Origin of the sequence: Sorangium sp. So ce448 (genome assembly GCF_051520915.1) — a bacterium.
Lineage (GTDB): Bacteria > Myxococcota_A > Polyangia > Polyangiales > Polyangiaceae > Sorangium > Sorangium cellulosum_B.
Map to the genome: position 1 here is coordinate 11665427 of NZ_CP150343.1, position 26957 is coordinate 11692383.

18 protein-coding genes are annotated in these 26957 nt (G+C 73.4%); 12 read left to right on the forward strand and 6 right to left on the reverse strand.

What is annotated here, in order from left to right; translation table 11 throughout:
• Positions 1–104 precede the first annotated feature (104 nt).
• Positions 105–4277 carry a transglutaminase domain-containing protein gene (locus WMF45_RS44155; RefSeq protein ID WP_437712666.1) on the reverse strand — a complete coding sequence of 1391 codons (4173 nt, stop codon included), beginning with the start codon at positions 4275–4277 and terminating at the stop codon, positions 105–107.
• 116 nt (positions 4278–4393) lie between these two features.
• On the opposite strand from WMF45_RS44155, the gene WMF45_RS44160 reads away from it, so the two are divergent.
• From WMF45_RS44160 to WMF45_RS44185, 6 genes are all read left to right on the forward strand, one after another.
• Complete coding sequence (locus WMF45_RS44160) at positions 4394–4837, forward strand: hypothetical protein (RefSeq protein WP_437712668.1); 444 nt, start codon at positions 4394–4396, stop codon at positions 4835–4837.
• A 92-nt stretch (positions 4838–4929) separates the two neighbouring features.
• Positions 4930–5361 carry a hemerythrin domain-containing protein gene (locus WMF45_RS44165; RefSeq protein ID WP_437712669.1) on the forward strand — a complete coding sequence of 144 codons (432 nt, stop codon included), beginning with the start codon at positions 4930–4932 and terminating at the stop codon, positions 5359–5361.
• Between the two features lie 55 nt (positions 5362–5416).
• On the forward strand, positions 5417–8236 hold the full coding sequence (locus WMF45_RS44170) for a protein kinase domain-containing protein (RefSeq protein WP_437712671.1): 2820 nt from the start codon (positions 5417–5419) through the stop codon (positions 8234–8236).
• Positions 8237–8239: 3 nt separating this feature from the next.
• Complete coding sequence (locus tag WMF45_RS44175; RefSeq protein WP_437712673.1) at positions 8240–8983, forward strand: class I SAM-dependent methyltransferase; 744 nt, start codon at positions 8240–8242, stop codon at positions 8981–8983.
• Positions 8980–10029, forward strand: coding sequence for a lysylphosphatidylglycerol synthase domain-containing protein (locus tag WMF45_RS44180; protein ID WP_437712675.1), 1050 nt, complete (start codon positions 8980–8982; stop codon positions 10027–10029). The genes WMF45_RS44175 and WMF45_RS44180 overlap by 4 nt, the downstream gene beginning before the upstream one ends.
• Before the next feature lie 54 nt (positions 10030–10083).
• Complete coding sequence (locus WMF45_RS44185) at positions 10084–12672, forward strand: hypothetical protein (RefSeq protein ID WP_437712677.1); 2589 nt, start codon at positions 10084–10086, stop codon at positions 12670–12672.
• Positions 12673–12736: 64 nt separating this feature from the next.
• On the opposite strand, the gene WMF45_RS44190 is transcribed toward WMF45_RS44185, so the two are convergent.
• From WMF45_RS44190 to WMF45_RS44210, 5 genes are all read right to left on the reverse strand, one after another.
• Positions 12737–13780 (reverse strand): glycosyltransferase family 2 protein, encoded by a 1044-nt coding sequence (locus WMF45_RS44190; protein ID WP_437712679.1) that lies wholly within the window; start codon positions 13778–13780, stop codon positions 12737–12739.
• A 257-nt stretch (positions 13781–14037) separates the two neighbouring features.
• Positions 14038–14529 carry a hypothetical protein gene (locus WMF45_RS44195; RefSeq protein ID WP_437712681.1) on the reverse strand — a complete coding sequence of 164 codons (492 nt, stop codon included), beginning with the start codon at positions 14527–14529 and terminating at the stop codon, positions 14038–14040.
• Between the two features lie 17 nt (positions 14530–14546).
• Complete coding sequence (nuoK, locus tag WMF45_RS44200) at positions 14547–14855, reverse strand: NADH-quinone oxidoreductase subunit NuoK (RefSeq protein ID WP_272102053.1); 309 nt, start codon at positions 14853–14855, stop codon at positions 14547–14549.
• Between the two features lie 3 nt (positions 14856–14858).
• A complete protein-coding gene (locus tag WMF45_RS44205; RefSeq protein WP_437712683.1) occupies positions 14859–15365 on the reverse strand; it encodes an NADH-quinone oxidoreductase subunit J family protein in 507 nt (168 codons plus the stop codon).
• A gap of 68 nt (positions 15366–15433) precedes the next feature.
• Complete coding sequence (locus WMF45_RS44210) at positions 15434–16090, reverse strand: NuoI/complex I 23 kDa subunit family protein (RefSeq protein WP_437712685.1); 657 nt, start codon at positions 16088–16090, stop codon at positions 15434–15436.
• Between the two features lie 286 nt (positions 16091–16376).
• Between WMF45_RS44210 and dapA the strand changes: the two genes are divergently transcribed.
• The 6 genes from dapA (at position 16377) to WMF45_RS44240 (ending at position 26955) form a co-directional block, all read left to right on the forward strand.
• Positions 16377–17282 (forward strand): 4-hydroxy-tetrahydrodipicolinate synthase, encoded by a 906-nt coding sequence (gene dapA, locus WMF45_RS44215; protein WP_437712686.1) that lies wholly within the window; start codon positions 16377–16379, stop codon positions 17280–17282.
• A 71-nt stretch (positions 17283–17353) separates the two neighbouring features.
• Positions 17354–18151 carry a 4-hydroxy-tetrahydrodipicolinate reductase gene (gene dapB, locus WMF45_RS44220; RefSeq protein ID WP_437555608.1) on the forward strand — a complete coding sequence of 266 codons (798 nt, stop codon included), beginning with the start codon at positions 17354–17356 and terminating at the stop codon, positions 18149–18151.
• A 105-nt stretch (positions 18152–18256) separates the two neighbouring features.
• Entirely contained in the window at positions 18257–20635 is a 2379-nt protein-coding gene (locus WMF45_RS44225; protein ID WP_437712688.1) for a hypothetical protein, read from the forward strand.
• A gap of 203 nt (positions 20636–20838) precedes the next feature.
• Complete coding sequence (gene glyS / locus WMF45_RS44230; RefSeq protein ID WP_437712690.1) at positions 20839–22938, forward strand: glycine--tRNA ligase subunit beta; 2100 nt, start codon at positions 20839–20841, stop codon at positions 22936–22938.
• A 212-nt stretch (positions 22939–23150) separates the two neighbouring features.
• Entirely contained in the window at positions 23151–23582 is a 432-nt protein-coding gene (locus WMF45_RS44235; RefSeq protein ID WP_437712692.1) for an ester cyclase, read from the forward strand.
• A 253-nt stretch (positions 23583–23835) separates the two neighbouring features.
• On the forward strand, positions 23836–26955 hold the full coding sequence (locus WMF45_RS44240; RefSeq protein ID WP_437712694.1) for a hypothetical protein: 3120 nt from the start codon (positions 23836–23838) through the stop codon (positions 26953–26955).
• Positions 26956–26957 lie beyond the last annotated feature (2 nt).

The following is a 26957-nucleotide window of genomic DNA, read 5'->3' on the forward strand; positions in this document are numbered from 1 at the left end:
GACGGCGCGCGTGGCCGGCGGGTGGACACGGCGCCCCGGATCGCCGCCGCGAGCGGGCGAGCAAGAGACTTACGCGCCGCCGGCGCGAGGAGCGAAGCCGCTCGTCAGCGGATCGCGCCGCGCGCCTGCGGCGACGCACCGGCGCCGCCCGCCTCCGTGCCCAGCGCGCTGCGCGCCTGCTTGGTCGCGGGCGCGACCGGCGCGAGCCGCACCATCCGGTGCAGGAGCCCGTCGACCCGCTGCAGCCAGCCGCGCCAGGCGGCGTACTGCGCCACAGGGATCGTCGACTGATCGAGGATCACGCGCTCCTTCACCACCACCGCGTTCTTGCCGGGCACCTTCGCGAAGGAGATCGTCGCCCGCCCGAACGCGCCGCCGTTCTCGTCGCCGCCCGGCGGGAGCTCGGCGAACGCGTACCCGGGCGGGGCGGCGATCGTGATCGTGCGGCTGTGGTGCCGCGGCGCGAAGCTCGGCGGCAGGACCACCGGCAGCGTGCGCTTCACGAGCGGCGCGAGCTGCGACGTCATCGTGGACGCGCCCGAGAGCGGCACGGAGAGCTCCGCGCCCTCGCGGCGGGCGAGCCCCTCGGAGCGCGCCTCGTACTCGAGCGTCGCCGCCCCGTGCGGGAGATCGGCCTGGAACGCGACCTTGGGCTTCACGTCGACCGTCGGGAACCAGCCGTACGCGAGGTACTGCTCGACCCACTGCGCGCGCGCGTCGGCCTCTGCCAGGTTCGACCGGAGCTCGAACGCCGCGTCACCGATGTGCCGCTCCTTCGCCGCGAGCTCGCCCGCGCCGGAGGGGAGCAGTGCGATCGTCCACTCGGCGTCGACGCCATGATCGGCGGGCGAGCTCGCCGGCGTCTCCACGATCTTCGGCGGCCCCTCGTCCACGAACAGCGCCAGCGTGCGCGCGTCCATCGCGGGCAGCGGCCCGAGGCGGCTCTGCGGGCTCGTCGCGTCGAGCCACAGGCCCGGCGCGCCGCCCGCGCCCGGGAGGTAGGCGATGCCGTGATCGAACACCGGGATCGCCGCCACCTCGCTCCGGAGCAGCGAGGGCTGGCCCGTGTAGCGCGTCTGCACCAGCACCTCCGTCGCCTCGATGCCGATCGACTTGAGCAGCGTGATGAGCAGCATCGCCTTGTCGTCGCAGTCGCCCTGGCGCCGCGCCAGGAGCTCCTGGGGGCGGTTCGGCAGCCACCACTCGCCCGACACGAAGTTCACGTACCGGATGTCGTCCGCCACGAAGTCGAAGAGCGCCCGCAGCTTTGCCTCGCGCGTGGCCTTGCCCTTCGTGAGCTCCGCGGCGAGCCGGCGGACCTGATCGTCGGGCTCCATGAAGCCGGCGACCGCGCCCCGGTACCACTCCCGGAAGTCGTGCCAGCCGTGGAACGTCGAGCCCACGACGACCGGCAGCACCTCCGCGAGGTGCGGGGCGAGCGGCTCCTCGGGCACCTCGGGCGGGTCGTCCCAGATGTACCGCGTCACCTGGCGGCCGTCCTTCTCGGACCTGAGCACCCGCTCGGCCTTGCCGTTCAGTACGTCGATCGCCAGGGGATCGCTCGCCGGCGAGTCGACGACGACCTCGTTGTAGAGGATCGGCCGCGTGTCGGTCGAGCCGACGTAGTCGATGAAGTAGAACGGCGCGTCGCCCCGGCGGCCGACGGGGCCCCGGGTCCACGAGCGCACCGCGACCTCGACCACGTCCCCCGCCTTGAGCTCGGGCCAGCGCACGAACGGCTTCTGCCCGCCCGCGCCCTGCTCGTCCGGCTGCGCCACCGTGCCGTCCTTGCGGTGGACCCGCGCGAGCAGGAGCTCGGTGTCCTCCCCCTCGGCGGGGATGTCGCGCTCGTAGAGGTCCTGATCGGTGCGCGGCTCGATGACGATCTCGCGCGCGTAGTGCATGAGCTGCGAGACGCGCTTGTCCGGGTGGTACGTCACGACGCGCACCCAGTGGAGCTGCCGGTCGGCCACCTCCCCCTTCTTCGCCGGGGTCTGCCGGGCGCGCGCCAGGAAGACGCCGGGCGCGACGAGGTGCTGCTCGTCGCGCATGCGCTGCCGGCCCGGCGCGCCGGCCGAGCCCTCGCCGAGGCGGAGCGCGAGCTCGGCCTTGAGGTACGGATCGCCGGGCGTGAGGTCACGCGCCCGCGCGAGCGCGGACGTGGCCAGGCGCGACGCGGCGGCGCTGGCCTGCGGCCGCGCGCCCGCGCCGCCCGCGCCATCCTCTCGCACCGCGGCGAGCGCCTGGAACGCGGCGGGCTGGTTCGGCGCGACCTGCGTCGCGTACGACAGCACCTCGCGCGCCCACGCGACGCGGCCCGCGTCGTGGAGCGCGCGGCCGATCCGGATGACGTCCTCGGCCGACGTCTGCTGCGCGAGCGCCCCGGCGGCCGCCACCTCCAGCGCGGCGCCGCCGTCGGGCTCGAACGCGAGCACGTAGGGCGCGCCCCGCGACTCGGGCGCGATCTCGGCGAGCCGGCGCGCGGCCCGCAGCTCGAGCGCCGGGTCCAGCCGGGCCGCGGCCGCGATCTCCTGCCAGACGACGACCGGCGTCCGGTCCTTCTGCTCGCGCTCGACCGCGAGCAGCTCCTCGAGCCCGGCCCGCGTGAGCCCCGCCGTCGCGAGCTTCTTCTTGACGAGCGCCCTGAGGACGCGCGCCTCGGGATCGCGCGCCGAGCGCAGCGGCTCCTCGCGCAGCGCGGCCGCGGCCCAGTCGACCCGCTCCGAGGCGAGGTGGGCGGCGACCAGCCGGCGCTGCGCGAACGCCGCGGTGGCCCGGTCCTTCTCGGCGAGGCCCCGGGCGCGCGCGGCCTCGAGCCAGCCGCTGCGGTTCGCGCCGAAGGGCGACACCCACCCCGCGAGGGCGAGCGCGTCGGCGGAGATCCCGGGCGACCGCGTCACGCGGTCGAGCAGCCCGGGCGCGCGGGGCGACCGCTGGTCGTCGGCGCCCCCGAGCGTGCGCGCCACGACGGCCGTGAGGGTCTGATCGAGCGACTGCGACGCGCCCGCGTCGAGCGCCCTGTCGAGCGCCGTCGCGACGGCGGTGGCGGCGCGCGCGCCCTGGGGCGGGGCCGGCGGCAGCTTGAGCGGCGTGAGGTCCGACGAGGTCGCGAGCGCCACGGGCCGGCGGTCCTCGTCGGTGAAGCGCACGCGGACGCGCCCCTCGTCGGCGATGGCCCCGGTGCACACCTTGAGGGCGAGCAGGTGATCGCCGGCGGGCGCCTCGATGCGCGCGGCCATGCGGTCGAGCACGAGCCGCTCGTGCGCCGCCTCGCTCGCGGCGACGTCGGCGCCGTCCCACAGGAGCCGCACGGCGCCGGTCGCGGCGACGTGGGCGAGCATCGGCTTGCGATCGAGCGCGGCCGGGACGGTCACGCGCGAGGCGAGGTACGTGCAGGTCTCGGTGCGCGGATGGATGTAGAGATCGAGCGGCACGCCACGCGCCGTCGACGCGGCGGGCAGCACCCTGCGCCACGCGACGTCGTACACCCCCCAGGCGTAGCGGGCGCTCATGTCCGAGAAGCGCTGGCCTTCGGCCTCGGGCCCCTCGCGGAGCGCGAGCCCGCCGCCCGAGTTGTCCTGGAACGGGCCGAGGACGGCGAACGCCTTGACGAGCCCGGACGGGTCCGGGGGCGCGTCGTACGAGACGGCGCGCGCGCCCGGCCACGTCGCCGCCGGCGGCTCCGGGGCGAGCGAGGCGGCGAGCCAGCGCGCCTCATCGGCGAGCGGCGAGGAGGACGCCCCGATCTGCGCGAGGCCTTCCCGTGCGCGGCCCTGCGCGGCGCGGTCCGCGAGCGCCGCCGCGATCACGAGCCCGGCGAACGCGTCGTCGCCGCCCCGCCGCGCCCGGACCAGCGCCGCGCCGAGCATCTCGTCGGGCGTCGCGGCGGTCCACCGCAGCGGCAGCACGATGGGCGCGCGCTTCTCGGACCCCGGCGCGCTGCCCGCCGCGGGTGCGCTCGCCCCTGCCTTCACGCCTCCCGGACGCAGCGTCGGCGCGCCCCCGGCTCGCGGCGCCGGCGCGCTGCCCGCCGCGGGTGCGCCCGTGCCCGCCGTCGCGCCCCCGGCTCGCGGCGCCGGCGCGCTGCCCGCCGCGGGTGCGCCCGTGCCCGCCGTCGCGCCTCCCGGACGCGGCGACTGTGCGTTGCCCGCCGCGGGTGCGGCGGCGATCGCGAGCAGCGCCGCGAGCCACCCGCCCCCGCGGAGCGCGCGGGCGCGCGCGCGTCGATCTCGTCCTCGTCGATCCCGTCGATCTCCCCCCGGCGAGCTGCGCTCCATCGAACCTCGCTTCCCGGCCACGGCATAGCGCGGGCCCGATCGCGGCGCGAGCGCGGCGATCATGCGCGCCTTGCGCGAACTTGGCCGGCGAGCCCGCGGCCCCCTACCCTGCGCTCATGCGCCGCGCGTCACGATGGCTGCTCTCGGCGGTGATGGCCCTGACCACGCTCACGGCCTCGCCAGCATCGACCTTCGCCCGCGACACCAAGGTCGAGTGGAAGAGCGTCGACGTCCCCGCGGGGGAGGGCCAGGCCCAGCGGGCCCGCGCGCTGCGCGGCATGCTCTCCAGCGCCGCGAAGAAGGCGGACTTCGGCAAGGCGAAATCGGTCGTGCTGAGCGCGCGTGTCGTCGAGTTCACCTCGGCCACGCGGGGCGACGTCCACCGCGTGAGCTGCACCGTCGTCGGCCGCGTCGTCGGCGGCGCCACCGCCCGCTCGCGCATCTCGTTCGGCGGCAGGCCGAGCGAGCGGCAGGCGCTGGAGAAGCAGGTGCTCGCCATGGTCGCGAACGGCGTCGTCGGCCGGCTCGCCGCGATCGTCCGCGCCCGCGCGCACGACTGACGCGCACGCCGGAGTCGACCTGCTCCGCCGCGGGATCGCGCCGCGCCCCGCTCGACCCTCCACGGGATCTGGACTAGGACGGCCCGCACCTCATGGAACTGGACCGGATGGTGAGCGAGCTCTTCCAGGAGGAAGAGCTCGCTCGCGCCACGGCGAAGAAGCTGATCGAGCTGGCGCAGCGCTCCGCGGACGAGGCGAGCGCCGAGCGCGCGAGCCTGCTCGCGTTCCTGCGTGGGCCGATGGAGCGGCACATGCGCTACGAAGAGACCGCCATCTTCCCGCATTTTCAGGCGCGCGGGCTCGCCGAGGAGGTCCAGGTGGCGCTGAAGCAGCACGCCGCCGTGCGTGAAGCGACCGACGCCCTGGCGGCCGTTGCGCAGGGCGGCGACGTCGCGCAGGCCATCGTCGATGTCGCCCGGTTGCTCCTGCACCATACAAATTTCGAGGGCGACTACATTTATCCAGAGCTCACCCACGACGAATGGCGCGAGCTGATGCAGGAAACCGTTCCCCAGGACATCTGAGGTGGTACGCATGAACTCGACACGGATGTTGTCCTCGACGTAGGCTTTTGCCGCCGTGTCTATTGCAGCTGGTCAGGTGCTGAGCGAGCGCTACCGCCTCATCCGACCCGTGGGGCAGGGCGCGCAAGCGGCGGTGTGGGTCGCCGAGCACCTGGCGCTCGGCACCCATGTCGCGGTCAAGCTCATCGATTTGGAGCTCGCGAAGCAGGAGGACGCGCGCGAGCGGTTCCGCCGCGAGGCGACGGCCGCCGCGCAGCTGCGCAGCGCGCACGTCGTGCAGATCATCGATCACGGCATCGACGGGGAGCAGCCGTTCATCGTGATGGAGCTGCTCGAGGGCGAGGACCTCTTCGATCGGCTCGCGCGCCGGCGCCGCCTCTCGCTCCAGGAGACGTCGAAGATCGTGACGCAGGTCGCGCGCGCGCTCACCCGCGCGCACGGGGCCGGCATCGTGCACCGCGACCTCAAGCCGGAGAATTTTTTCCTCTGCGCGAACGAGGACGACGAGATCGTCAAGATCCTCGACTTCGGCATCGCCAAGGTGAAGGGGCAGGGGAAGGGGAAGCGGGTCGCCCAGCGCACCAGCGTCGGCACGCTCATGGGCACGCCGCACTACATGAGCCCGGAGCAGGTGAAGGGGCTCCGGGAGGTCGACTACCGCGCGGATCTCTGGGCGCTCGGCGTGATCGCTTACCAGTGCGTGACGGGCGAGCTCCCGTTCGACAGCGAGGGGGTGGGCGACCTGCTGATCAAGATCTCGCTCGGCGAGATCCCGGTCCCGTCGAGGGTGAACCCGGAGCTGCCGCCGAGCTTCGACGCGTGGTTCGCGCGCGCCTGCGACCGCGATCCGTCGCGGCGCTTCAGCAGCGCGCGCGATCTCGCGGAGTCGCTCGCCCGCGTCGCCGACCTGTCGACCGAGGCCCCGAGCAGCATGCGATCGCCGCCGTCGCCGCAGCCGCCGCCGCTGCCGCCCCGGGCCGCGCCCACGCGCCCGCCGGCGGCCCCGCCGCGGCCGGCGACGGGCTCGGTGATCCCCAAGGCGCCGCCGCTCCCCCGGGTGGCTGACCCCACGGGCGCCGCCTCGACGCGATCGCTCGAGCGAGGATCGGGCGAACCGCCGGCGGACATGGCGGCCGCTCCGCCGTCGGCCAGGCCGAGCGCGAGGATCCCCGCGGTGCCGAGCGAGCGGCCGCAGACGCCGCCGCGGCTCACCGAGCGGCCTCCGCTCAGCGAGCGCCCACCGCTGTCGTCTCGGCTCGGCGAGCGGCCTCTCGCACCGCCGCGGGCCACCGAGCGACCTCCGGCGCCGCCTCGACCCACGGCGCGGCCTCAGACGCCGTCGCTGGCGCAGATCAGCGAGCAGACGCCGGGCTCGTCCGAGCTCGGCGAACGGCCGCCGCTGAGCCAGCAGCCGCCGCTCTCGGCTCGGCCCGGCGATCGACCTCCGGCGCCGCCGCAGCGCAGCGACAGCGCATCGCAGAAGCCGCCGGTCGCTGCCGAGACGCTGGTCGCCACCGAGACGCTGGTCGCCACCGGGACGCCGGTCGCTGCCGGAACACCGGTCGCCACCGGGACGCCCGTCTCCGCGCAGCCGAGCAGTGTATCGTCCGCGACGACAGACGGCGTCGACGCCCCGCCAGGCGCGCCTGGACCGGCGCTGGCGCCCGGCGACACGTTCCGGAAGGCCGCCGACAGCGCGTCCTCGCTCGTCGACGTCGACATCGACGAGTTCGAAGAGGACGTGATCGACACCGACGTGGACGAGCCCTGGACGGCGCCGGCCGCATCCGCGGCGCTCGCTCCGCGCGCAGACGCAACGCCGGCCGAGCCCGCGGCCGCAGCCCAGGTGCCGGCCGAGCCTGCGGCCAACGTGCCGCCCGAGCCTGCGGTCAACGTGCCGGCCGAGCCCGCAGCCCAGGCGCCGGCCGAGCCCGCGGCCCTGGCGCCAGCCGAGCCCGCGACCCAGGCGCCGGCCGCAGCCCAGGCGCCGGCCGAGCCCGCGACCCAGGCCGCGGCCCAGGCGCCGGCCGAGCCCGCGATGGCTGCGCCCCAGAGCGGCGTACCCGTCGCGCCAAGCGTCACGGCCGAGCCGCCGCTCTCCTCGCAAACGCCACACGTGCTCTCGCCACAACAGGCCGAGCCGCACGCGATCGCCCCCGAGCTCGAGGCGCCGCCGAGCCAGGATCCGTCGTCGGAGAAGCTCCGCGACAACGTCAGGCGGGCGGTCGTCGGGGCGGTCGCGGCAGCCGCGCCCCCCGCCTCGCTGCGCGAGCCGTCCCCGCTCGCTCCACCGCTCGCCCCTCGGGCTCGCGCGTTGCCCTCCGGCCAGTCGCCGGACCAATGGATGAAGGGGTCCAGCGTGAGCGGGGTAGCGCATGAGGCGCGCGAGAGCGTGCTTCCGGAGTTCGACCCCGGCTCACGTCGGCGCCGACGCGCCGGCTTGGCAGCCCTCGCGCTGGTGGCCCTGGCCGGCGTCGCCGCGTGGCAGATGGTCGTCCGCTCGCAGCGCCTGCCGCAGAGCACGCCGGCGACCGAGAGCGAGGCCCCGCCGCCGCCCGCCGTCACGGCAGAGCCCGCACCGCCGCAAGAGCCCGCGCCTCAGCCGACCGTCACGGCGCCGGCCGTGGAAGCGGCCACGGCCACGGCCACGTCCGCGCAGCCGTCGGCCAGGGCCGCCACGACGACGCCGCCGCGGAAGCGGCGCCCGCCGCCGCCACCGCCGAAGAAGTCGCGGAAAGAGCCGGGCAAGGTGGACGACCTGACGATCGAGATCCCGACCCCCCCGGAGCCGGCCGAGGCGGAACCGACCTCACCAGCAGAGTCGCCGCCCCCGGCCGGATCGCCCCAGGGCGATTCGGCGCCGCATGCAGAGTGAAGCGTGGAAACGACTGCCTATCAGCAATACTCCGAAGAATCCGGCGACTGGTTGAGAAAGGGGAGGGCCCGGCTGCTGGCCCATCTGGTGCGCGAGTTCGGCCCGGAACGGCGGCCGCTCGAGCTGCTGGAGGTCGGCGCCGGGGTTGGCCAGAACCTGAGCGTCCTCGCGGAGTTCGGGGCCGTCGACGCCAACGAGGTGAGCCCTCTCGGACAGGAGGCCATCGCGAAGGCCGGCACGGCGAGGACGCTCTACGGCACATCCCTCCCGTTCCAGCTCGACCGACGTTATGACGTGATCTGCGCACTCGATGTCATCGAGCACATCGAGGACGACCGCGCCGCTCTCCGGTGGATCCATGACCACCTGAGCCCTGGCGGAATCTTCGTCGCCACGGTCCCCGCGTATCCGTGGCTGTTCAGCGACCACGACCGCGCATTGCAGCATTTCCGCCGGTACACGGCTGGCAGCTTCCGCGCCGCGCTGCCGGCCGAGCTCCACGTGGAAGCTTGTGCCTACTTCAACCAGCTCCTCTTCCCTGCCGCTGTCGGCTCGCGCGCCGTCTGGAGCGCCGCGCGCAAGCTGCGCCCTCGCAAGACCAGCATGAAGCAGCCCTCACCGAAGTCGGGCCTCGCTTCCTCCGCGCTCGAAGCCGTCCTCGGTGCCGAGGTCGACCTCATCGCGCGCGGCTACCGGCCGAGCTTCGGCCTGTCGGTCTTCTGCGTGGCGAAGCGCTGGGCCGCATGAAGGACAGATCCGCGTCGCTCGCCGATCTCCCCAGCACCCCGCCCACCGGCGCCCCGCCTGCCCCCCCGAGGATCTCGGCGGATCCGCCCGAGCCCGCGCCCGCCCCGCCGCAGCGGATCGGAGGCCCGCTCGCCAGGGTGCGCACGGCGCTGCGCCCGGTCATGGTCGTCGTCGCTGCCCTGTTCATCGGGCTCGCCGCGCGGGACCTCGCTCGCAGGTGGGAGAGCGGCGCGCCGATCGACATCCGTCCCGCGTTCGTGGCGCTCTCGGTGCTGCCCCTCGCGCTCGGCCTCGTCGTGCTGGGGCTCGCCTGGGCCTTCATCCTGGAAGAGCTGACCGGCCGGCCCATCCCTCGCTGGCCGGCGATCGCGCTGCACATCGAGTCGCAGGCGGCGCGGTACATCCCCGGCAAGGTCGGCGTGCCGCTGTTCCGCATGCTGGGCGCGTCGCGCATCGGGGCGACCAGCGCGGAGGTGGGGTCGTCGTTCGCGATCGAGTTCACCAGCTTCATCGCGGTCGGCGCCATGGTGGGGTTCGGCCTGCTCGCGGCGGGCGGCGAGCAGTTTGCGGGCGCGAACGCGCTCATCGGTCCATGGAGGCTGCCCGTGCTCCTCGCCCTGGGCGCGGTCCTCGTCGGGCTCATGACCGTGGATCGTGCCCGCGCGCCCGAGCGCGTGCGCAAGCTCCTCGCGCCCGAGGGGCGCGGGCCGCTCATGCCGGCGCGATTGCCGCTCGTGCACGCTGTGTACTCGCTGACCTGGGCCGCGCACGGCGCGTGCGCCGCGCTCGCCGTCGGCGCGACGCCGGGCGCGGCGCTCGGCGGCTCGGGCCTGTTCGTGCTGGCGCCCATCGCCGGTTTCCTCGCGATGGCCACGCCGGGCGGCATCGGCGTGCGCGAGGCGCTGCTCTCCGTGGGCCTCGCCCCCGCAGTCGGACCCGCCGCGGCGCTGGGCGCCGCGCTCATCTCGCGCGCCACCTCGCTCGCCGTGGACGTGGGCGGCCTGCTCATCGCGCGGCTGCTTTGCCGACGCGCCGCGCCTCGCTAGATCGCGCGGCTGCTTTGCCGACGCGCCGCGCCTCGCTAGGATGCGCCCCCTCTCATGCTGGCCCGCCTGCGTGCTGCCCTGAACTCCGACTCCCCCCTGGCCCGTTTCTGTGCCGCTCTGACCTCCGGCTCGCCCCGGGAAAGGCTGCTGCGCAACGCCTTCGCGGCCGTCGCATGCCTCACGGGCCTCGTCGGCTACGTGCTCGTGGTCCACGCGCACATTCCAGTCCAGCACTGGCTCCTGTGGCGGCTCGCGCCGCTCTGGGGCTATTCGCTGCTGTTCCTGCTCTCCAGCCTCGGCATCGGCCTCGTGCTGTTGCGCCGGGTGCTCCGCCTCGCGCACTTGCCGCCCGTCGAAGAGGGCCTGTTCGGCGTGACGCTGGGCTCCATCGCCTTCGTGTTCGGCATGTACCTCGCGGGCGTGGTCGGCTGGATCCGCCCCTGGTACGGGCTCGTGATGCCGGCGGCCCTCTTCGCGGGCGGCCTCCTGGAGCTGCCACGCTGGCTATCGCGGCTGAAGCATGATCTCGACGCCTCGACGACGCCGAAGGGGACGATGCGCTGGCTGTGGCTCACCGCCACGGGCGTCGGCGCCATGTGCATCGTGCTCCTCTACCTGCTGTCGCTGACCCCGGATTCCATCAGCTTCGACGCGACCTGGTATCACCTGCCGATCGGGCAGGACTACGCGCGCGCCGGTCGCATCGTGCCGTTCTACGGCGACGTGAACCGCTCGTTCCCCCACTTCGCGAGCATGCTCTACGCGTGGGGTTTCAGCGTCCCCGGGATGCTCGTGGAGCAACGATGGATGATGGCGCTCCACCTGGAGTTCGTGTTCGTCCTCGGGAAGGTGGTCGGCGTCGCGGCGCTGGCGCGGTACCTGCTCCAGGGCGAGCGCGTCCCTGGCCTCTGGGCGGCTTTCTTCCTGTTCCCGTCGCTGTTCGTCCAGGACCAGAACCCCGGCGGTTCGGCCGACCATTTCCTGGGCTTCTTCGCGGCGCCGGTCCTGCTCGCGTCCATGCGCTTCGCGGAGCGCTTCGACAGGCGGTATGCCGTCCTGCTCGGCGCGTCGCTCGGGGGCGCGATGCTGGTGAAGTATCAGGCGGTCTATCACCTGGGCATGGCGGCGGCGGTCGTCGTGCCGCGCGCCGCGTACCTGCTCGCGCGCGCGGCCTCCCGCGCCCTGAAGAAGCGCAGGCGGCCGCTGCTCTCGGCGCGCCGCGTCCTCGTGGCGGGGCTCATCGCGTCGGGCGTGGCGCTCGGCACGGCCGCGCCGCACTTCATCAAGAACACCATCTACCATAACAACCCCGTTTTTCCGTTGGCCCAGCGCGTGTTCACGCGGTCGTACCCGCAGCACGCGCGCTCCGCGGAGTTCATGGAGAAGGCGTATCCCAACGCGCCTTACCTGCCCAAGGGGAAGGGGCTCGAGCGGCAGCTCATCGCGGCCGGCAACTTCTTCACGTTCTCGTTCTCCCCGCACTACTCGTTCACTCGCTACGTCCCCTCGATGGGCTCGCTCTTCACGCTGCTCCTGCCGATGCTGCTGGTCATCCGCGGTCGTCGCAGGCCGGCGCTCGCGGCCTGGGCGACGTTCGCCGGCGTCTGGATGTGGAGCAACACGTACACCGCGGACCGGTACCTGCAGGGCATGCTCGCGGTGCCGATCGCCGCCGCCGCGGCGCTGCTCGTCCGCACATGGCAGCTCGGGACCGTCGCGCGGCTCGGCCTCGTGCCGCTCGTGGTGTTCCAGATCGTGTGGAGCGGCGATGTGCCCTTCTACTCCGGCCCGCGCCGGCTGGAGAGCGCGCTCTCGCTGATCCGCTCCACCTACGAGAAGCGATGGACCGACGCGCAGCGGTTCAAGTTTCGCGCGGATCACCGCGCGATCAACCAGGCTACCCCGCCCGACGCGCGCATCCTCACGCGCAACTACCGCACGACGCTCGGCATCGAGCGCGAGATCATCTTCGATATCCAGGCCTGGCAATCGCTCATTTTCTACGAGCCCGTGCGAGGGCCGGCCGAGCTCTACGCGCATTACCGGAGCGTCGGCATCACCCACATCCTGTACCCGCCGAACCAGCGCCCGCCGGACACGCTCCAGGCCGCCGTGCTGTTCAACGAGCTCGTGCACCGCCACGCGACCGAGAAGCGCCGCTTCGGCAGCCTTCAGCTCGTGACCATGCCGAAGGAGCCGCCGCCGGCCGACGAGCTGCCTTATCAGGTGCTCGCGCTCGGCGCGCCGGGCTACACGGACGGGCTCTACCCGGTCGAGGCGCTCCACATCCTCCCCAAGCTCCAGCCGCCCAGGGGCCAGGAGCCCAAGCCCGCACGGGCGTGGCCCAAGGATACGAACGCGCAGGCCGCGCTCCTCGACGCCGCGGAGGCGGTGGTGCTCGGCAAGAAGGCCGCGCGGGGCAGCCGGAACGTGAAGCTGGACGGCGTGTTCTTCGCGGCGGAGCGCTTCAAGAACTACACGGTCTACCTGCGGCAGCAGCGCGACACCTCCCGGGCGGAGCCGCCGCCCGCGGCCGCCGGCGCGCCGCCCGAGCCCCCGGCCGCAGGCACGCCGCCCGAGCCGGAGCCGACCGACCCTGTGGCTCCCCCGGAGGACGACGATCCGGAGGACCCGGACGGCTGAGCTCCCGGCCCGGGCTACGAGCTCTGTTCGACCCGAAGCCCGGTCCCCTGGACCGGGCTCTTCTTCACCTCGCGCTCACGCGCGCCGGTTGCACCTGCTGGTTGTGCCACGGCTTCGCGCCGGTGGACTGGATCCCCTCCAGCCGGAGGGCCGGCTCCCGCTCCGCGAGCTCGGTCTCGATCCGGCGCACGCGCATCAGCACCTCCTCGACGAGGCGGCGGTTCGTCGCGATGAGCTCCGCGAGCAGCGCCACGGCCACCAGGATGCACGCCATCACGACGGCGCCCGTGCCGACGATGAGCGACTGGATATAACCGCTGTAGTCCGGATTCCTCAGGTAGAAGTAGAGGAACCGGACGCCGACCGCGACGCCGAACACGAGCAGGACCGTCGCGGCCCAGCCCACGAGCTGCACAGGGCGGTACATCGCATAAGCCCGGAACATGACGGGACCGGCGCGGCGCAGGTAGTCGGGGATCGAACGAAAGAGCCGCGACTCGCGCGTCTTCGGGTTGGTCGTGATCTTCACGTTCTCCAGGGCGAGGCCGCGGCGGCCTGCCTGGATCACGGTCTCCAGCGTGTAGGTAAAGCGGTTGTGCACGAAGAGCTGCAGCGCCGCCTTCCGGCTCACCGCGCGGAAGCCGCTCGGCGAGTCGGCCACCTCCGTGGCGGACAGGCGCCGGATGAGCCGCGAGCCCCACCGCTGCAAGACCTTCTTGAGCGGCGAGAAGTGCTCGATCCTGTCTGTCTGCCGATCGCCGATCACCAGGTCGGCCCGGCCCGCGAGGATGGGAGCGACGAGCTGCGGGATCTCCGCGCCGCGATACTGGTTGTCCGCGTCGGTGTTCACGATGATGTCGGCGCCGAGCCGCAGGCACGCGTCGATGCCGGCCATGAAGCCGGCGGCGAGGCCTCGATTCTTGGCGAAGCGGACGATGTGGTGGATCCCGAGCTGCTCGGCGAGCGAGCTCGTCCCATCCGTGCTGCCGTCGTCAATGATGAGGACCTCGATCTCGTCCACACCGTCGATCGACCGCGGCAGGTCCGCGAATGTCTGGGCGAGCGTGTCGCGCTCGTTCAAGCAAGGGATTTGGATGATGAGCTTCACGGGCGATTTCGCGGCGCAGCGTAGCACGACGTGCGTCGAGAAATTCACCTCGGCGCTCAGCGGGCTCCCCCGCGACGCGAGGCTACAGCGCGGGCCGGAACGCCGCCCCGCTCGCGCTGAGCGCGGGGCGGCCAGCAGAAACCTGTCCACGCCGCTCCGCCGGTGCCCCGGGGCACCGACATCGCGGAACTTCACGGAACATCGCGGAGACGATGGTCCGCAGCACTGCGCCGGGCCGGCGGGACCATCGCTCCGCTCTAGTTGAGCAACTTCTTCGAGAGGTGCTTGACCGCCTCCTGCGCCGCGTTTCGCAGCGCAACCTCGACCGCCTTCGAGGACGTGTCGCCTCGCACGAGGATGGCGCAATTGTCCCCTTCAGCCTCGAAGGATGCGAGCGGTAGCTCTGTCGCCGCCGCTGCGGCGCGGATCGGCACCTGCACAGCAAGCGAACCGACCTCGAGCTCCACGAACCCCACCAGCTCCGTCTTGGATAGGTTCTGCATGCCTTCGAACGTGGGTCGCCCGCTGGGGCTTAGCAAGGTCAGGTTTTTCCTGCTTGTCGCTGGGATTGGGCTCCACGTGAAGCGGCAGAGCGCGGGAGCGTCGAGCGCATCGCCTGGTCGACGGTCGACGATCGACGCTCGACGATCGGCATCGGCGCGCGACGCGGCGGCCGCCGGTCCGAACGTCGCGCGCGTCACGCGCGTCACGCCGATCGCGCGCGTCACGCTGACCTCGCGCTTCCGCACGGATGACCGCTCTCGCGTCAGTTCTTCAGGGAGGTCAGCTGGTCGGCCATGATGCTCCGGTGATTGCGGTAGACCTGAAGCACGATGGCCAGCGCGATCGCCGCCTCGCTCGCCGCGAGGACGATGATGAAGACCGTGAACACCTGGCCAGCCACGCCGCCGGCGACGAAGTGGTCGAACGCGATGAAGTTGAGCGCGGCGGCGTTGAGGATGAGCTCGACGCCGAGGAGGATGCCCACCGCGTTCTTCCGCGTCATGACGGTGAACAGCCCGAGCCCGAAGAGCACCGCGGCGACGCTGAGGTAATGGATGAGACCGACCTCCATCGCCTACTCCCTCTCCCAGGCGCGCCTGACGGCTCGACGCGCGAGCACGACCGCGCCGATCATCGCGGCGAGCAGCACGACCGAGCCGAGCTCGAACGGGAGCAGGTACTCTCCGAGGAACGCGTGCCCGAGCTTGGCGGTGGACGGCATCGCCGGCCTGGCCTCGGCGGGCCAAGGGGTCTGGGTCGCCACCCTGCCGAGCAGGAGCAACACCGCCGTGACCAGACCGAACGCCACGGCCGGCCCGCCGCGCGGGTTCGAGATCTTCATCTCCGCGATGCGGCTCGTGAGCATCACGGCGAAGAGGATGAGCACGAGCGTGCCGCCGACATAGACGAGCACCTGCGTCGCCGCGATGAAATCGGCCGAGAGCGAGACGTACAGCCCGGCGATGCCGAGGAACGTGCCGAGCAAGGCCAGCGCGGAGTGGATGATGTTCCTGGAGAACGCCACGAGCCCGGCCGAGCCGAGCGTCAGCGCGGCAAGCCCGAGGAAGACGAGTGCGCTCATGGAGGGCATGGGGTGAGGGCCGCGACGTTAGACCGCTGCCCACCGCCCATCAAGGGCGGCCCCCGCTCCTACCCCGCTCCCACCCCCCCTCCGCCCCCCCCGCCCGCGGGCTCCGCGCCCTCGGCGCCTTGCTGCTTCTCGCGCTCCTTGCGCCAGATGGCGCGCAGTTCCTCCAGCGCGGCTGGGTTGTCGCGCATGGCGCGCTCGCGGGCCTCCCGGGCGTGCGGCCCGTACTCGCCGACGGGCACCTCGCCGAGGTCCTTCGGCGCCTTGTAGAGCGGCACGAGGCCCTCCGGGATAAAGCGGAACGTGAGGTGGTCGAGCGTCGGCGCCGCCCCCTCGAACTCGCGGGTATGGCGGATCGCGCCGGTCGACTCCGTCTTGCACGCCTCGACGCACAGGCCGCAGTACATGCACTTGCCCATGTCGATGTCGAAGCGGCTCATCGCCTGCTTCTTCGTCGCCGGGTCCTTCTCCAGATCGATGGCGATGCACTCGATGGGGCACGCGCGCTCGCAGCGCTTGCAGCCGGTGCAGATGTCCATCTGCACCTCCAGGAAGCCGCGGTACCGCGGGGGGAGCATCTCGCTGACGGGGCGGTCCGTCTTGTCGGGGTACTGGACGGTGATGGGCTCCCGGAACAGATGGGAGAACGTGACCGCCATCCCCTCCAGGATGGTATTGGCCGCGCTGGAGATGCTCTTGATGTACTGGGCGAGATCCATGGCCGGTGCCTCTCAGGGACCTGACGCGCTCGGGCAAATCCCCCGAAGGAGCGAGGCGCTACACCGCGGACGATAGCAGACGCGGACCTGCCCTGGAGCGTCCAGCCCGCTCCCCGCGGGTCCCGCCAGCCCGCGCCGTACAAGCCCCGCGGGCTCCCGCCAGCCCGCCCCAAGGCCGCGTCCGTTCGGACTCGCCCCGCGCAGGAACCGGCGGAGAGCGGGGAGTCCGCGGCGAACCCGTCCTCTCCTGTTGACGCGCACCCGGGGTGGCGATCATGGTCGTCTGATGTCGCAGCTCCCCTTGTCGGGAACGTTCACCGCCCTCGTCACGCCATTCACGCCCGATGGCGAAGCCGTCGACTTCGACGCGCTCGACGCGCTCGTCGAGGCGCAGATCGCGGGCGGCGTCAGCGGGCTCGTGCCGTGCGGGACCACGGGCGAGTCGCCGACCCTCAGCGAAGCCGAGACGACCGCGGTCATCCGGCGCGTCGTCGAGGCGGCGCGCGGCCGCGTGCCGGTGATCGCGGGGACGGGCTCGTTCTCCACGAAGAAGACGATCGAGGCCTCGCGCGCCGCGCTCGCCGCCGGCGCGGCGGGCGTGATGATCGTGATGCCGTACTACAGCAAGCCCTCGCAGGACGGGCTCCGCGAGCACACGCTGGCCGTGGCCAGGGCCATCCCGGCGCCGATCGTGCTCTACAACATCCCGGGGCGGACGGTGGTCGACCTCTCCGCCGAGACGACCGAGCGCATCTGCGCCGCCGCGCCGAACGTCGTCGCCATCAAGGACGCCTCGGGCAACGTGTTCCGCTGCCAGGAGCTCGTGCGGCGCCTCGGCGACCGGCTCGCGATCCTGAGCGGCGACGACGCGCTGACGCTCGCGATGATGGCGCTCGGCGCGCAGGGCGTCATCAGCGTCACGTCGAACGTGCTGCCGCGCGAGACCAGCGCGGTGACCCGGCGGTTCCTGGCCGGCGACCTCGCGGGCGCGCGCGCAGCCCACCTCGCGCTCCTCGAGCTGCACGGGCTCCTGTTCGTCGAGCCGAACCCCACCCCGGCGAAGGCCGCGCTCGCCGCCCTGGGCCGCATGAGCGCCGCCGTCCGGCTGCCCCTCGTGCCGGCCGGAGAGGCGACCCGGCAGCAGATCGCCGAGGCGATGAGGCGGCTCGAGGCGAGGCGCGAGGCGTCGTGAAATCGAACGGAGATCATCGAGGCGTGCCGATGAGCGCGCTCCTGGGGGCCGCCCAGGGGGACGACGCCCAGCTGCTGAAGGTCGCGATCCACGGCGCGAGCGGGAAGATGGGGCAGGCCATCGTCCGGCTCGCGGCGAACGAGCGAGCCCAGGTCGTGGGCGCGATCGTGTCGCGCGGCTCCTCGCGCATCGGCCGTGACGTCGGCGAGCTCGCGGGGACAGGCACCATCGGCGTCGCGATGAGCGACGACACCAGCGCCGGGCTGCTCGGCGCGGACGTGGTCATCGACTTCTCGCGGCCCGAGGCGCTCCCCCGCCTCCTGCACCTCGCGATGCGCGCCAAGGTCGCCGTGGTCAGCGGCACGACGCGCCTCGACGGCACGTGCGAGCGGCTGCTCGACGAGACGGCGCAGCACGTCCCGGTGCTCTGGTCGCCGAACACGAGCATCGGCATCCACGTGCTCGCGGAGATCGCGGCGAGCGCGGCGCGGCGGCTCGGGCCCGGCTACGACGTCGAGATCGTGGAGGTGCACCACCGCGCCAAGGTGGACGCGCCGAGCGGCACGGCCGTGCGGCTCGCCGACGCGGTACGCGCGGCCCGCGAGCCTGCCGCGACGCTCGACGACGTGCACGGCCGCGAGGGCAACGTCGGCCCGCGCAAGGCGAACGAGCTCGGGATCTTCGCCGTGCGCGGCGGCGACGTCATCGGCGACCACACGGTCCACCTGCTCGGCCCCGGCGAGCGCCTCGAGCTCACGCACCGCGCGACCAGCCGCGATCTCTTCGCGCGCGGGGCGCTGCGCGCGGCGTGGCACCTGCACGGGAAGCCGCCCGGCCGATACACGATGGCCGACGTGATCGGCGGCTGACCGCGGCGCTCCAGGGCCGGACGCGGGCGATCCGCGATCCGGCGTGCCGCGAGAGAGCCACAATGTGGTCAGCGGCGGTTCGCCGCACTACGCTGCGGCGCTCGTATGGAGACGCTCGCTGCGAGGATCGCACGCGCCGGTCCTTTGCCGGACAGGGACGCGGTCGGCTGGGTCGTCCGCCTGGCGAAGCGCGTCGAGAGCCTGCACGCGCGCGGGACGGTGCACGGCCGCCTGTCGGCCGCGTGCGTGGTCATGGAGGGCGAGCCGTGCACGTCGACGGGGTGGCTCTCGGATCCGCTCGCCACGCCCGCCTTCGTCGGTTACCGCTCGCCGGAGCGGGCCGCGGGTGAGGGGCCGTCGCGCCGGGACGACACGTGGGCGCTCGCGGTCACCCTGTACACGGCGCTCTCGGGAGCGCTCCCGTTCCCTGCCGAGAGCGACCAGGAGCTCCGCCGCAAGCAAGGCGCCGGCGCCGCGCCGCGGGTAACGCCGCCCGGCGCGGCGGGCGACGCGCTGTGGCGCGTGCTGGACCAGGCGCTCGCGCGCCGCGCCGAGCAGCGGATCACCGAGGTCGCGGCGCTCCGTCGCGCGCTGGAGGCGGCGCGGCCGGGCGAAGGCCTGGAGGAGCTGCCGCCGCTCGATGAGCACGCGCTCGCGGCGCCGGCGAGGACCATTCCAGCGCCGCGCCCGTCGAGCAGCGGGGTGCGGGGGACGTCGAGCTCGCAGCCGCCCCGCAAGAGCGCGCCGCCGCGCGAGGGCACCGGCTCGCAGCCGCCCCGCAAGAGCGCGCCGCCGCATGGCCACTCGAGCTCGCAGCCGCCGCCCCTCGCGGGCGCCTCGGCCCGCCGGACGCCGTTGCCCCTCCACGGGCTCGCGAGCCTGGGGCTCCGGTCGATGATCGGCGTGCCGACCACCCCGCCTCCGGAAGCGCCAGACCGTGCCTCAAAGGCGCAGACGGCGTTGCCTGCCGCATCGCCGCGGCTCGCCGGCGCAGCGACGGAGGACCGCTCGCGCGCGGGCGCAGTGGCTGCCCCGACCGCGCACGTGCAGCCACCGTCGCGACCGCCCGTCGCGCCCGCAGCGACGGCGCTGCCGCCCGTCGCGCCCGCAGCGACGGCGCTGCCGCCCGTCGCGCCCGCAGCGACGGCGCTGCCGCCCGTCGCGCCCGCAGCGACAGCGCTGCCGCCCGTCGCGCCCGCAGCGACGGCGCAGCCGCCCTTCTCGCCCACCGCGGTGCCCCTCTTCGACGCGGATGCCCCAGCGAGCCCGCGAACGATCGACGATCTCCCCTGGCTGGGCGAAGACGACCCGCATCGGCCATCGCACCCCTTCCCGATGGCGCCCGGCAGCGTCGCCGCGCGCCTCGGCGCGCCCGGGCTCGGCGCGCCGACTCCCCACGTCCCGGCCGTCGATCTCCCCCTCCCCTGGCTGGGCGAAGACGAGACGCACGAGCCGTCGCACCCCTTCCCGATGGCGCCCGGCGGCGTCGCCGTGCGCGGCGGCGCGTCCGGGCTCGGCGCGCCGACGCCCCACGTCCCGGCCGTCGATCTCCCCTGGCTGGGCGAAGACGACCCGCATCGGCCGTCGCACCCCTTCCCGATGGCGCCCGGCGGCGTCGCCGTGCGCGGCGGCGCGTCCGGGCTCGGCGCGCCGCCGCTTCGCGCGCCGGCGCCCACGCCCGGAGCGAGCCGCGAGACGCCGTCCGCGGCGCGCCGGTGGCTCACGCTGGCCCTGGGGGTCGTGGCCATCGCGGGCGCCGCGGGGGCAGCCTGGTTCTGGCTTCGCCACCGCGACGCCGCGCCGCCGTCCCTCCCAGCGCCGCCGTCGGCGGACGCTGCGCCCGCCGCATGCGCCGCGCCCGTGGAGCCGAGCGCGCCGGCGCTCGGTGACGCGGGCGCGGAACAGGCAGGCACGGCGGCGCCGGCGGACGCAGGCACCGCAAGCGCAGCGCCGGACCCTGCGGCCACGGCGGACTTCGCCGCGTGCGCGATGCCTCTCTTTCCCGGCAAGAGCGTCGACGCCGCCATCGCGGGCCAGCTGTCGTTCGCCTGCGCCGAGACCGACCCGATGAAGGGCGTCTCGGCGCTCAAGAGCCACCTCGCCCAGGCAGCTGGGCCCAAGGGCGTCTCGGACGCCACGAAGGAATGGGCCGTGCTCGGCTGGCACGACATGGCGACCCTCGCGACCCTGCGCGCCCGCTGCTGCCACGCGCCGCCCCCCCTCCAGCTGCCCCCCACGCCCGAGGGCTGCACGCCGCTCGACGAGGCCCTGAACGAGCTCGGCGCGGCCGTCGCGTCGGCGTCTGCTCCGGGCGATCGGGCTGTCGCGAAGGCGGCGCGGCGGTACATGCGCGCAGCCCAGTGCGTCGCCCGGGTCGGCGCGGCGACCCGATACGGGCGCAAGAACAAGCCGAACGGAGGCGAGGCCAGCGCCTTCAAGAAGGTGCTCTCGCGCGCGCTCCGAAACGCGGCACAGGCGCGCTGAGCCGCGCGAACGTCCCGTCGCCCGTGGCGCGTCCCCGTGGTCCGCGCCGCGCCACGGCGTGACGTGGCGAGCGACGCGGACGGCGCGGCCGGCGTGACCGGGGGTGAACCGGCGTGAACGGCCGTGATCAGGCGTGAACAGCGCGGATCGATCGCTCGACCACCTCGCCGAACGAGCGGTTCTGGGGTAGCGTCCGCGGTCCCATGTCCAACGAAGCGAGCGATCTCCTGCTCGAAATCGGCGTCGAGGAGCTCCCCTCGTCGTTTGTCGAGGCCGCGCTCCGCGCGCTCCCGGATCTCGCAACGAAGCGCCTCGCGGAGCTCAGGCTCCGCCACGGCGCGGTGCGCGCGCTCGGCACCCCGCGTCGGCTCGCGCTGCTCGTCTCCGGGGTCGCGGCGCGCCAGCCGGACCTCGAGGAGGAGGTCACCGGCCCGCCGGTCAAGGCGGCCTTCAAGGACGGCGCGCCCACGAAGGCGGCCGAGGCGTTCGCGCAGAAGCTCGGCTGTACCGTCGCGGATCTGCGCCGCGTCGAGGGGCCGAAGGGCGAGTACCTCGCGGGCACCCGCCGCGAGGCCGGCAAGCCCGCGGCCGAGCTCCTCCCGGAGGTCCTGGCGTCGCTCGTCGCGGCGATCCCCTTCCGCAAGTCGATGCGCTGGGGGCAGGGAGATTTCGCGTTCGGCCGCCCCATCCAGTGGCTGGTCGCGCTCTCCGGCGGCGAGGTCATCCCCGTCGAGATCGCCGGCATCCGCAGCGGGCGCACGAGCCGCGGCCACCGCTTCCTCGGGTCGGGCGAGATCGCGATCGGCGCCGCCAAGGACTACGTCGAGGCGATGCGCGCGGCGCACGTGCTCGTCGACCCCGAGGCGCGCGCGCAGCTCATGCGCGAGCGCCTGCTCGCCGCGGCGCGGGACGCGGGCGGCGTGCTGATCGAGGACGACTTCCTGATCGGCGAGAACCTCTCCCTCGTGGAGGAGCCGCACGTCATCGTCGGCAGCTTCGAGGAGCGGTTCCTCGAGCTGCCGGAGCGGGTGATCCTCGAGGTCGCGCGCGGCCACCAGCGCTACTTCGGCGTCCGCGACGCGAGGACGGGGGCGCTGCTCCCGAGGTACCTGGCGGTCGTGAACACCGCGGAGGCGCCCGAGAAGATCAAGCGCGGCAACGACAACACGATGCGCTCGCGCCTGTCGGACGCGCAGTTCTTCTACCGGGAGGACGTCAAGATCCCGCTCGCGAACCGCCGCGAGAAGCTCGGCGGGATCGTGTTCCAGAAGCGGCTCGGCAGCGTGCTGGCGAAGGCCGAGCGCGTCGAGCGGCTCGCCCGCGAGCTCGGCCTGCTCCTGATGCTGCCCGAGCAGACGCTGGTGGCGGCGGCCTCGGGGGCGCACCTCGCGAAGTGCGATCTCGTCGCGCTGATGGTGGGCGAGTTCCCCGAGCTCCAGGGCGAGATGGGGCGGGCGTACGCGCTCGCCCAGGGGGTCAGCCCGGAGGTGGCCGACGTGGTGCGCGATCACTACCTGCCCAAGGGCGCCGCGGACGCGACGGCGCCGACGAACGCCGGCGCGCTGGTCGCGATGGCCGATCGGCTCGACACGCTGGTCGGCTGCTTCGCGATCGGGCTCGTCCCCACGAGCACCGCCGATCCGTACGGGCTGCGCCGCGCGTGCCTCGGCGTGCTGCGCACGCTCCTGGATCGCGATCTCGATCTGCGCCTCGGCGCCGCGTTCGGCGCCGCCTACGACGGCTACGCCGGGGTGGAGCTCAACGTCTCGCGCGACGAGCTCGCGACGCGCCTCGGCGAGTTCTTCTCCGAGCGGCTGCGGGGCCTGCTCTCCGACCGGCTCCCGCAGGACGCGGTCCTCGCGTGCCTGCGCGTCGCCGCGGATCGCCCGCTCGATCTCAGGGCCCGCGTGCGCGCGATCGACGCGCTGAGCCCGGAGGTCCGCGCGCGGGTGGGCGAGGTCTTCAAGCGGGCCACGAACATCGCCGACAAGGCGCCTGCCGGCGAGCCGGTGGCGCCGTTCGGGCAGGACGTGCACCCGAGCGAGACGGCGCTCTTCGCGGGGTACCTCAAGCTGCGCGACCAGATCGCGTCGGACGTCCGGAGCGGCTCGTACGACACCGCGTTCAGGGCGGTGGCGGACTTCGCTCCGCTCTTGCACCAGTACTTCATCGACGTGTTCGTGATGACCGACGACGCGGCCGTGCGGGACAACCGGCTGCGGCTGATGCGCGCCCTGGCGGAGACCTGCGGGAGCCTGGCCAGGCTGGAGCTCCTCGGCGAGGCGCCGCGCGCGGCGTCGTAGCGGACGGGCGCGGCGGCTTGGCGGCGCGCCCGACATCACCTTGTCAGCTCAGAGTGGCCCGGCTGCGGCGCCTGGCACCGCACCTGCACGGCACCAGCGCCACGCCGACCGCAACAACCCCCGGCGGCACAATCGACCAGGCGTCGAAAGCCCATCACAGCTCGGCCGAGCGGTGATGGGCTCTCAGCATGACAAGAGGAGGGAGTGCAGCGATGTCTTCAATCGAAGCGAACAAGGCGATCGCGCGACGGTTTCTCGATCTCGTGAGCGAACACAAGATCGAGGAGCTATGCGATATGATCTCTCCGTCGTGGAGGATGCACGGCGGCCCGCCCGCGCTCCCCGCGGGGCCGGAGGGGATCCGCACGCTCTTCGGGACATTCGGCGCCGTCGAGCAAACATGGTCGATCGAGGACGTGATCGCCGAAGGGGACAAGGTGGTCGTGCGCGCGAAGAACACGTGCGCACAAGCGAGCTTCCTCGGCATCCCGAGCCACGGACGGCAGCAGACGTTCACCGCCATGTTCATTCACCACATCGTCGATGGGAAGATCGTCGAGACCTGGCGGAACGCCGATGATCTCGGCCGGCTCCTGCAGCTCGGGGCGCGCTTCGAACCGGGGGCAACCCAGGCTCCCACGTGAGCAGGCTGGCCGCGTCTGACGTCCGTCTTCGCCTGGTCAGCGCTGCTGTCGAGTTGAACAGGATTTCAGCCGGGCCACCTCGATGAATCACGAAACGGCGACTCCGAAAGCGCCGTGAAACCACGTCCATGTACGTTGCTTCGCGGAACCGATAAGCCCACTGCGGACGATGAGCAGCGCCTCTGGCGCCTCGCCAGGCCGTCGGGCGTCTGGACCTGCACGCTCGCCAGGAGCTGCGGTACCGTTCGCCCCCATGCCGGGATCTCCGCCCTATCCGTTCGCGTTCTTCGGGGCAGCGCCGAGCGACTGGTTCGACCTCGAAGGGGACCTGTTCTCCTATGAGCTCTGCTTCGTGGCGCCCCCGGACGCGGCCGCGCGGCGCGCCGTCGGCGAGGCGTGGGAGCGGGCGCTCGACGCGCGCGCGGTGGAGCACGGCGAGCCCTTCCAGTGGGCCGATCGCTGGGCGCTCGTGCGGGTGCGGCCGGCGGGGTGGAGCAAGGCCTGCATCGCCGACATGGCGCGCGCGGTCCAGCAGGCCCTCACCGCGGCGCACGGCGCGCACCCGATCGAGGTGGCCTCCCTGGCCGAGGCGATCGAGAGCGACAGCGACTGGGACGCCTGGTCCGCCGAGCAACGACCCGAGCCCCCGACGGGCCCGAGGTGGCCCGTCGAGCTGCCCCGCTTCGGCGGTGGCAAGCGCTTCGAGGCCGCGTGCGCGGTGGATCCGGCGGTCGAAGCCGCGCGCGCCGCGGCGCGCGCCGCGCCATCCGAGGAGGAGCGCTCGTCGGAGCGCGCGGCGGGCGACGACCACGACGCGGAGGAGGCGGAGAGCAGCGACGACGACGACAAGCCCAGGGTCATCTCCGGCGGGCTCCGGCTGGAGCGCCTGCCGGGGTACAAGGCGCCCGAGCCTCCCGACGAGCAACGGAAGCTCTTCGGGCGGAGAGGCGAGGTGCAGATCGCGCCGAACGGCCTCGTCTTCGGCGTCGCCCAGCCGAAGCGCCAGCCGCCTGTCCCTGCGTGGATCGAGAACGGCGAGCTCCGCACCGCTCAGGGCGATCCGCTCGCCACCACGTCCGGCGCTTACCTCGCCGCGCGCGACGACGGCGGCGCGGCGCTGATCGGGGAGGATTCGGAGGCCCTCTGGGAGGTCGTGTTCGCGGAGGGCTCCGTGCGGCGCCTCCTTGAGCGCGCCGAGTCCTTCTCCGACGTCGCCTACGGCCCGGAGGACCGGGTGCTGGTCGCGGGCAGCACGATCGACGTCTACCGGCGGGAAGGCCCGGGCGTCGCGCTCGAGGGGCGATGGGACCTCGACAGCTACGGGATGCGCTCAGCCTTCGGCGGACGCCTGCTCCTGTTGAAGTGCTTCGACGACGAGGACGAGAGCGAGGACGGCGTCACCCTCGTCGGCTACGACGGATCCTCGATGCGCCGGCTGGCCCGCGTGCGCATCTCGATCGGCGACATCGTGATCGAAGGCGCCCGCGTCATCGTGGAGGACGGCGGCGAGTGCTACGAGCTGCTCGGCCTGGAGGAGCTCGCCGCGCGCTTCGCCGCGCAGCCGGAGTCCTTCCCCGAGCTGAAGAAGAGCGAACCCGGCGACGAGGACGAGAGCGCGTCCGGCGAGGGCGACGAGGGCGAGAGCGCGTCCGGCGAGGGCGACGACGACGAGGAATCCCGGCCAGAGGTGCTGGAGGGCGCGATCCGCGTGGAGCGGCGGAGATCGCGCGAGGTGCCCCCCGAGCCCGAGATCGAGCGCGCGGAGCGCGACCTGTTCGGGTCGAGCTCCTGTGTCTCGGTCGCGCCGGGCGACCGCGTCTACGGCATCGCGAAGCTCCGGCGCAAGCCGGCGACGGCCGCCTGGATCGAGGGCGGGGAGCTCAAGCGCGCCGAGGGCGAGGCGCTGCCCAGCCCCCACGGCTACATCGCGGCGCGGGAAGACGGCGGCGCCGTGCTGTACGGGTTCGACTACAAGCTCGTCGCCGAGCTCTCCTTCGCGGACGGCAAGCTGCGCCGCCTCTTCGAGCACGAGGCGTCGATCTCCGACATCGCCTACGGCCCGGAGGGCCGCGTCATCCTCGCCACCGGCGAGTCCCTCGACGTCTACCGCCGCGAGGGAGAGGGCGCCGTCCTCGAGCAGCGCTGGGGCGTGGGCGGTTATGGCCTGACCCCCGCTCTCGGCGGCCGGCTGCTCCTCGTCAAGAGCTACGAGGGCGAGGACTCCGAGGACGGGCTGACCCTCGTCGGCTTCGACGGGAGCAAGCTGCGCCGCGTGGGCCGCGTGAAGGCCTCCGTGGGCGACGTCCGGATCGCCGAGGGCCGGGCCTTCATGGATCACATCGGCGACACCTACGAGCTGCTCGGCCTCGACGCGCTGGTCGAGCGGCTCGCCACGAGCCCAGAGGTCGCCGTGTACACGCCGTCCGAGGACGACGACGACGACGAGGCGCCGGAGTCAGGCCCGAGGAAGGCGCCCGAGGAGTACGCCATCGAGCCCGCCCCGGGCCGCGTCGGCGTGCGCTACCTGGGCAAGCAGCGCCCGCTGCCGGAGGACGAGGAGGACGTGCCGAAGGACGTGCGCGCGCGTTTCGGAGCGGGCGCGCGGGAGATCGAGCGCTACCGCCCCGCCGACGTGTACATCGGGTGGAAGAAGGAAGCCCGGCGCTCCTTCGTCTTCGCCGTGCTGAAGGACGGGGAGCTCATCGAGACCGCGGTGAAGGCGAGCTCCCCCTCGTCGACGGGCCTTGTGAACGCGGATCGGAGCGCCGCGCTCGTGGCGACCGACGGCGACGCCAAGCTCTGGTGGGTGGACCTCCCGCACGGCAAGCCGGTCCTCGTGCACGACTTCAGCAAGGAGGAGAGCGAGGACGAGATCTACACGCTCGAGGCGCTCGCCTCCGGGCGGGTGATCGTCGGCACCTCGTCGGAGACCTGGATCTTCTCGGTCAGCGGCGGCGCGTCCACGCTGGAGGCGCGCGGCGACCTGGATCTGCGCGTCGTGGAGAGCGCCGCGGGGGGCCGCGTGGCCGTGCTGGAGGCCTCCGAAGGCAAGCCTATCCGGGTCTGGGGCGTCTACGACGATGGCGTCCGCACGCTCGCCGAGCTCGAGCCGGAGCCGCTCAGCTTCGAGCCGAGCGCGGACGGCAAGTTCTTCTTCGAGGCCGTGAATCGCCTTGGCTGGTATGAGCTCGTCCACCTCGAGGACGCCTGGGAAGCCGGGCGCCGTGACACCTCTGACGAGCGTTACCCGCGCGTGGCGCTCGCGCCGAAGCCCCCTGAGCAGGACGAGGACGACGAGGACGACGGCGAGGACAGCGACGACGGCGACGACGGCGACAGCGACGACGACGAGGAGCCGCAGTCCGTGGAGTGAAG

Bases quoted from the DNA above. Each gene is read 5' to 3' on its own strand.
- WMF45_RS44205 (WP_437712683.1), bottom strand. From the start codon at position 15,365: ATGAGCGCACTCGTCTTCCTCGGGCTTGCCGCGCTGACGCTCGGCTCG.
- nuoK (WP_272102053.1), bottom strand. From the start codon at position 14,855: ATGGAGGTCGGTCTCATCCATTACCTCAGCGTCGCCGCGGTGCTCTTC.
- dapA (WP_437712686.1), top strand. From the start codon at position 16,377: ATGTCGCAGCTCCCCTTGTCGGGAACGTTCACCGCCCTCGTCACGCCA.
- WMF45_RS44210 (WP_437712685.1), bottom strand. From the start codon at position 16,090: ATGGATCTCGCCCAGTACATCAAGAGCATCTCCAGCGCGGCCAATACC.
- WMF45_RS44235 (WP_437712692.1), top strand. From the start codon at position 23,151: ATGTCTTCAATCGAAGCGAACAAGGCGATCGCGCGACGGTTTCTCGAT.
- WMF45_RS44225 (WP_437712688.1), top strand. From the start codon at position 18,257: ATGGAGACGCTCGCTGCGAGGATCGCACGCGCCGGTCCTTTGCCGGAC.
- WMF45_RS44160 (WP_437712668.1), top strand. From the start codon at position 4,394: ATGCGCCGCGCGTCACGATGGCTGCTCTCGGCGGTGATGGCCCTGACC.
- WMF45_RS44155 (WP_437712666.1), bottom strand. From the start codon at position 4,277: ATGGAGCGCAGCTCGCCGGGGGGAGATCGACGGGATCGACGAGGACGA.
- WMF45_RS44180 (WP_437712675.1), top strand. From the start codon at position 8,980: ATGAAGGACAGATCCGCGTCGCTCGCCGATCTCCCCAGCACCCCGCCC.
- WMF45_RS44185 (WP_437712677.1), top strand. From the start codon at position 10,084: ATGCTGGCCCGCCTGCGTGCTGCCCTGAACTCCGACTCCCCCCTGGCC.
- WMF45_RS44165 (WP_437712669.1), top strand. From the start codon at position 4,930: ATGGAACTGGACCGGATGGTGAGCGAGCTCTTCCAGGAGGAAGAGCTC.
- WMF45_RS44240 (WP_437712694.1), top strand. From the start codon at position 23,836: ATGCCGGGATCTCCGCCCTATCCGTTCGCGTTCTTCGGGGCAGCGCCG.
- glyS (WP_437712690.1), top strand. From the start codon at position 20,839: ATGTCCAACGAAGCGAGCGATCTCCTGCTCGAAATCGGCGTCGAGGAG.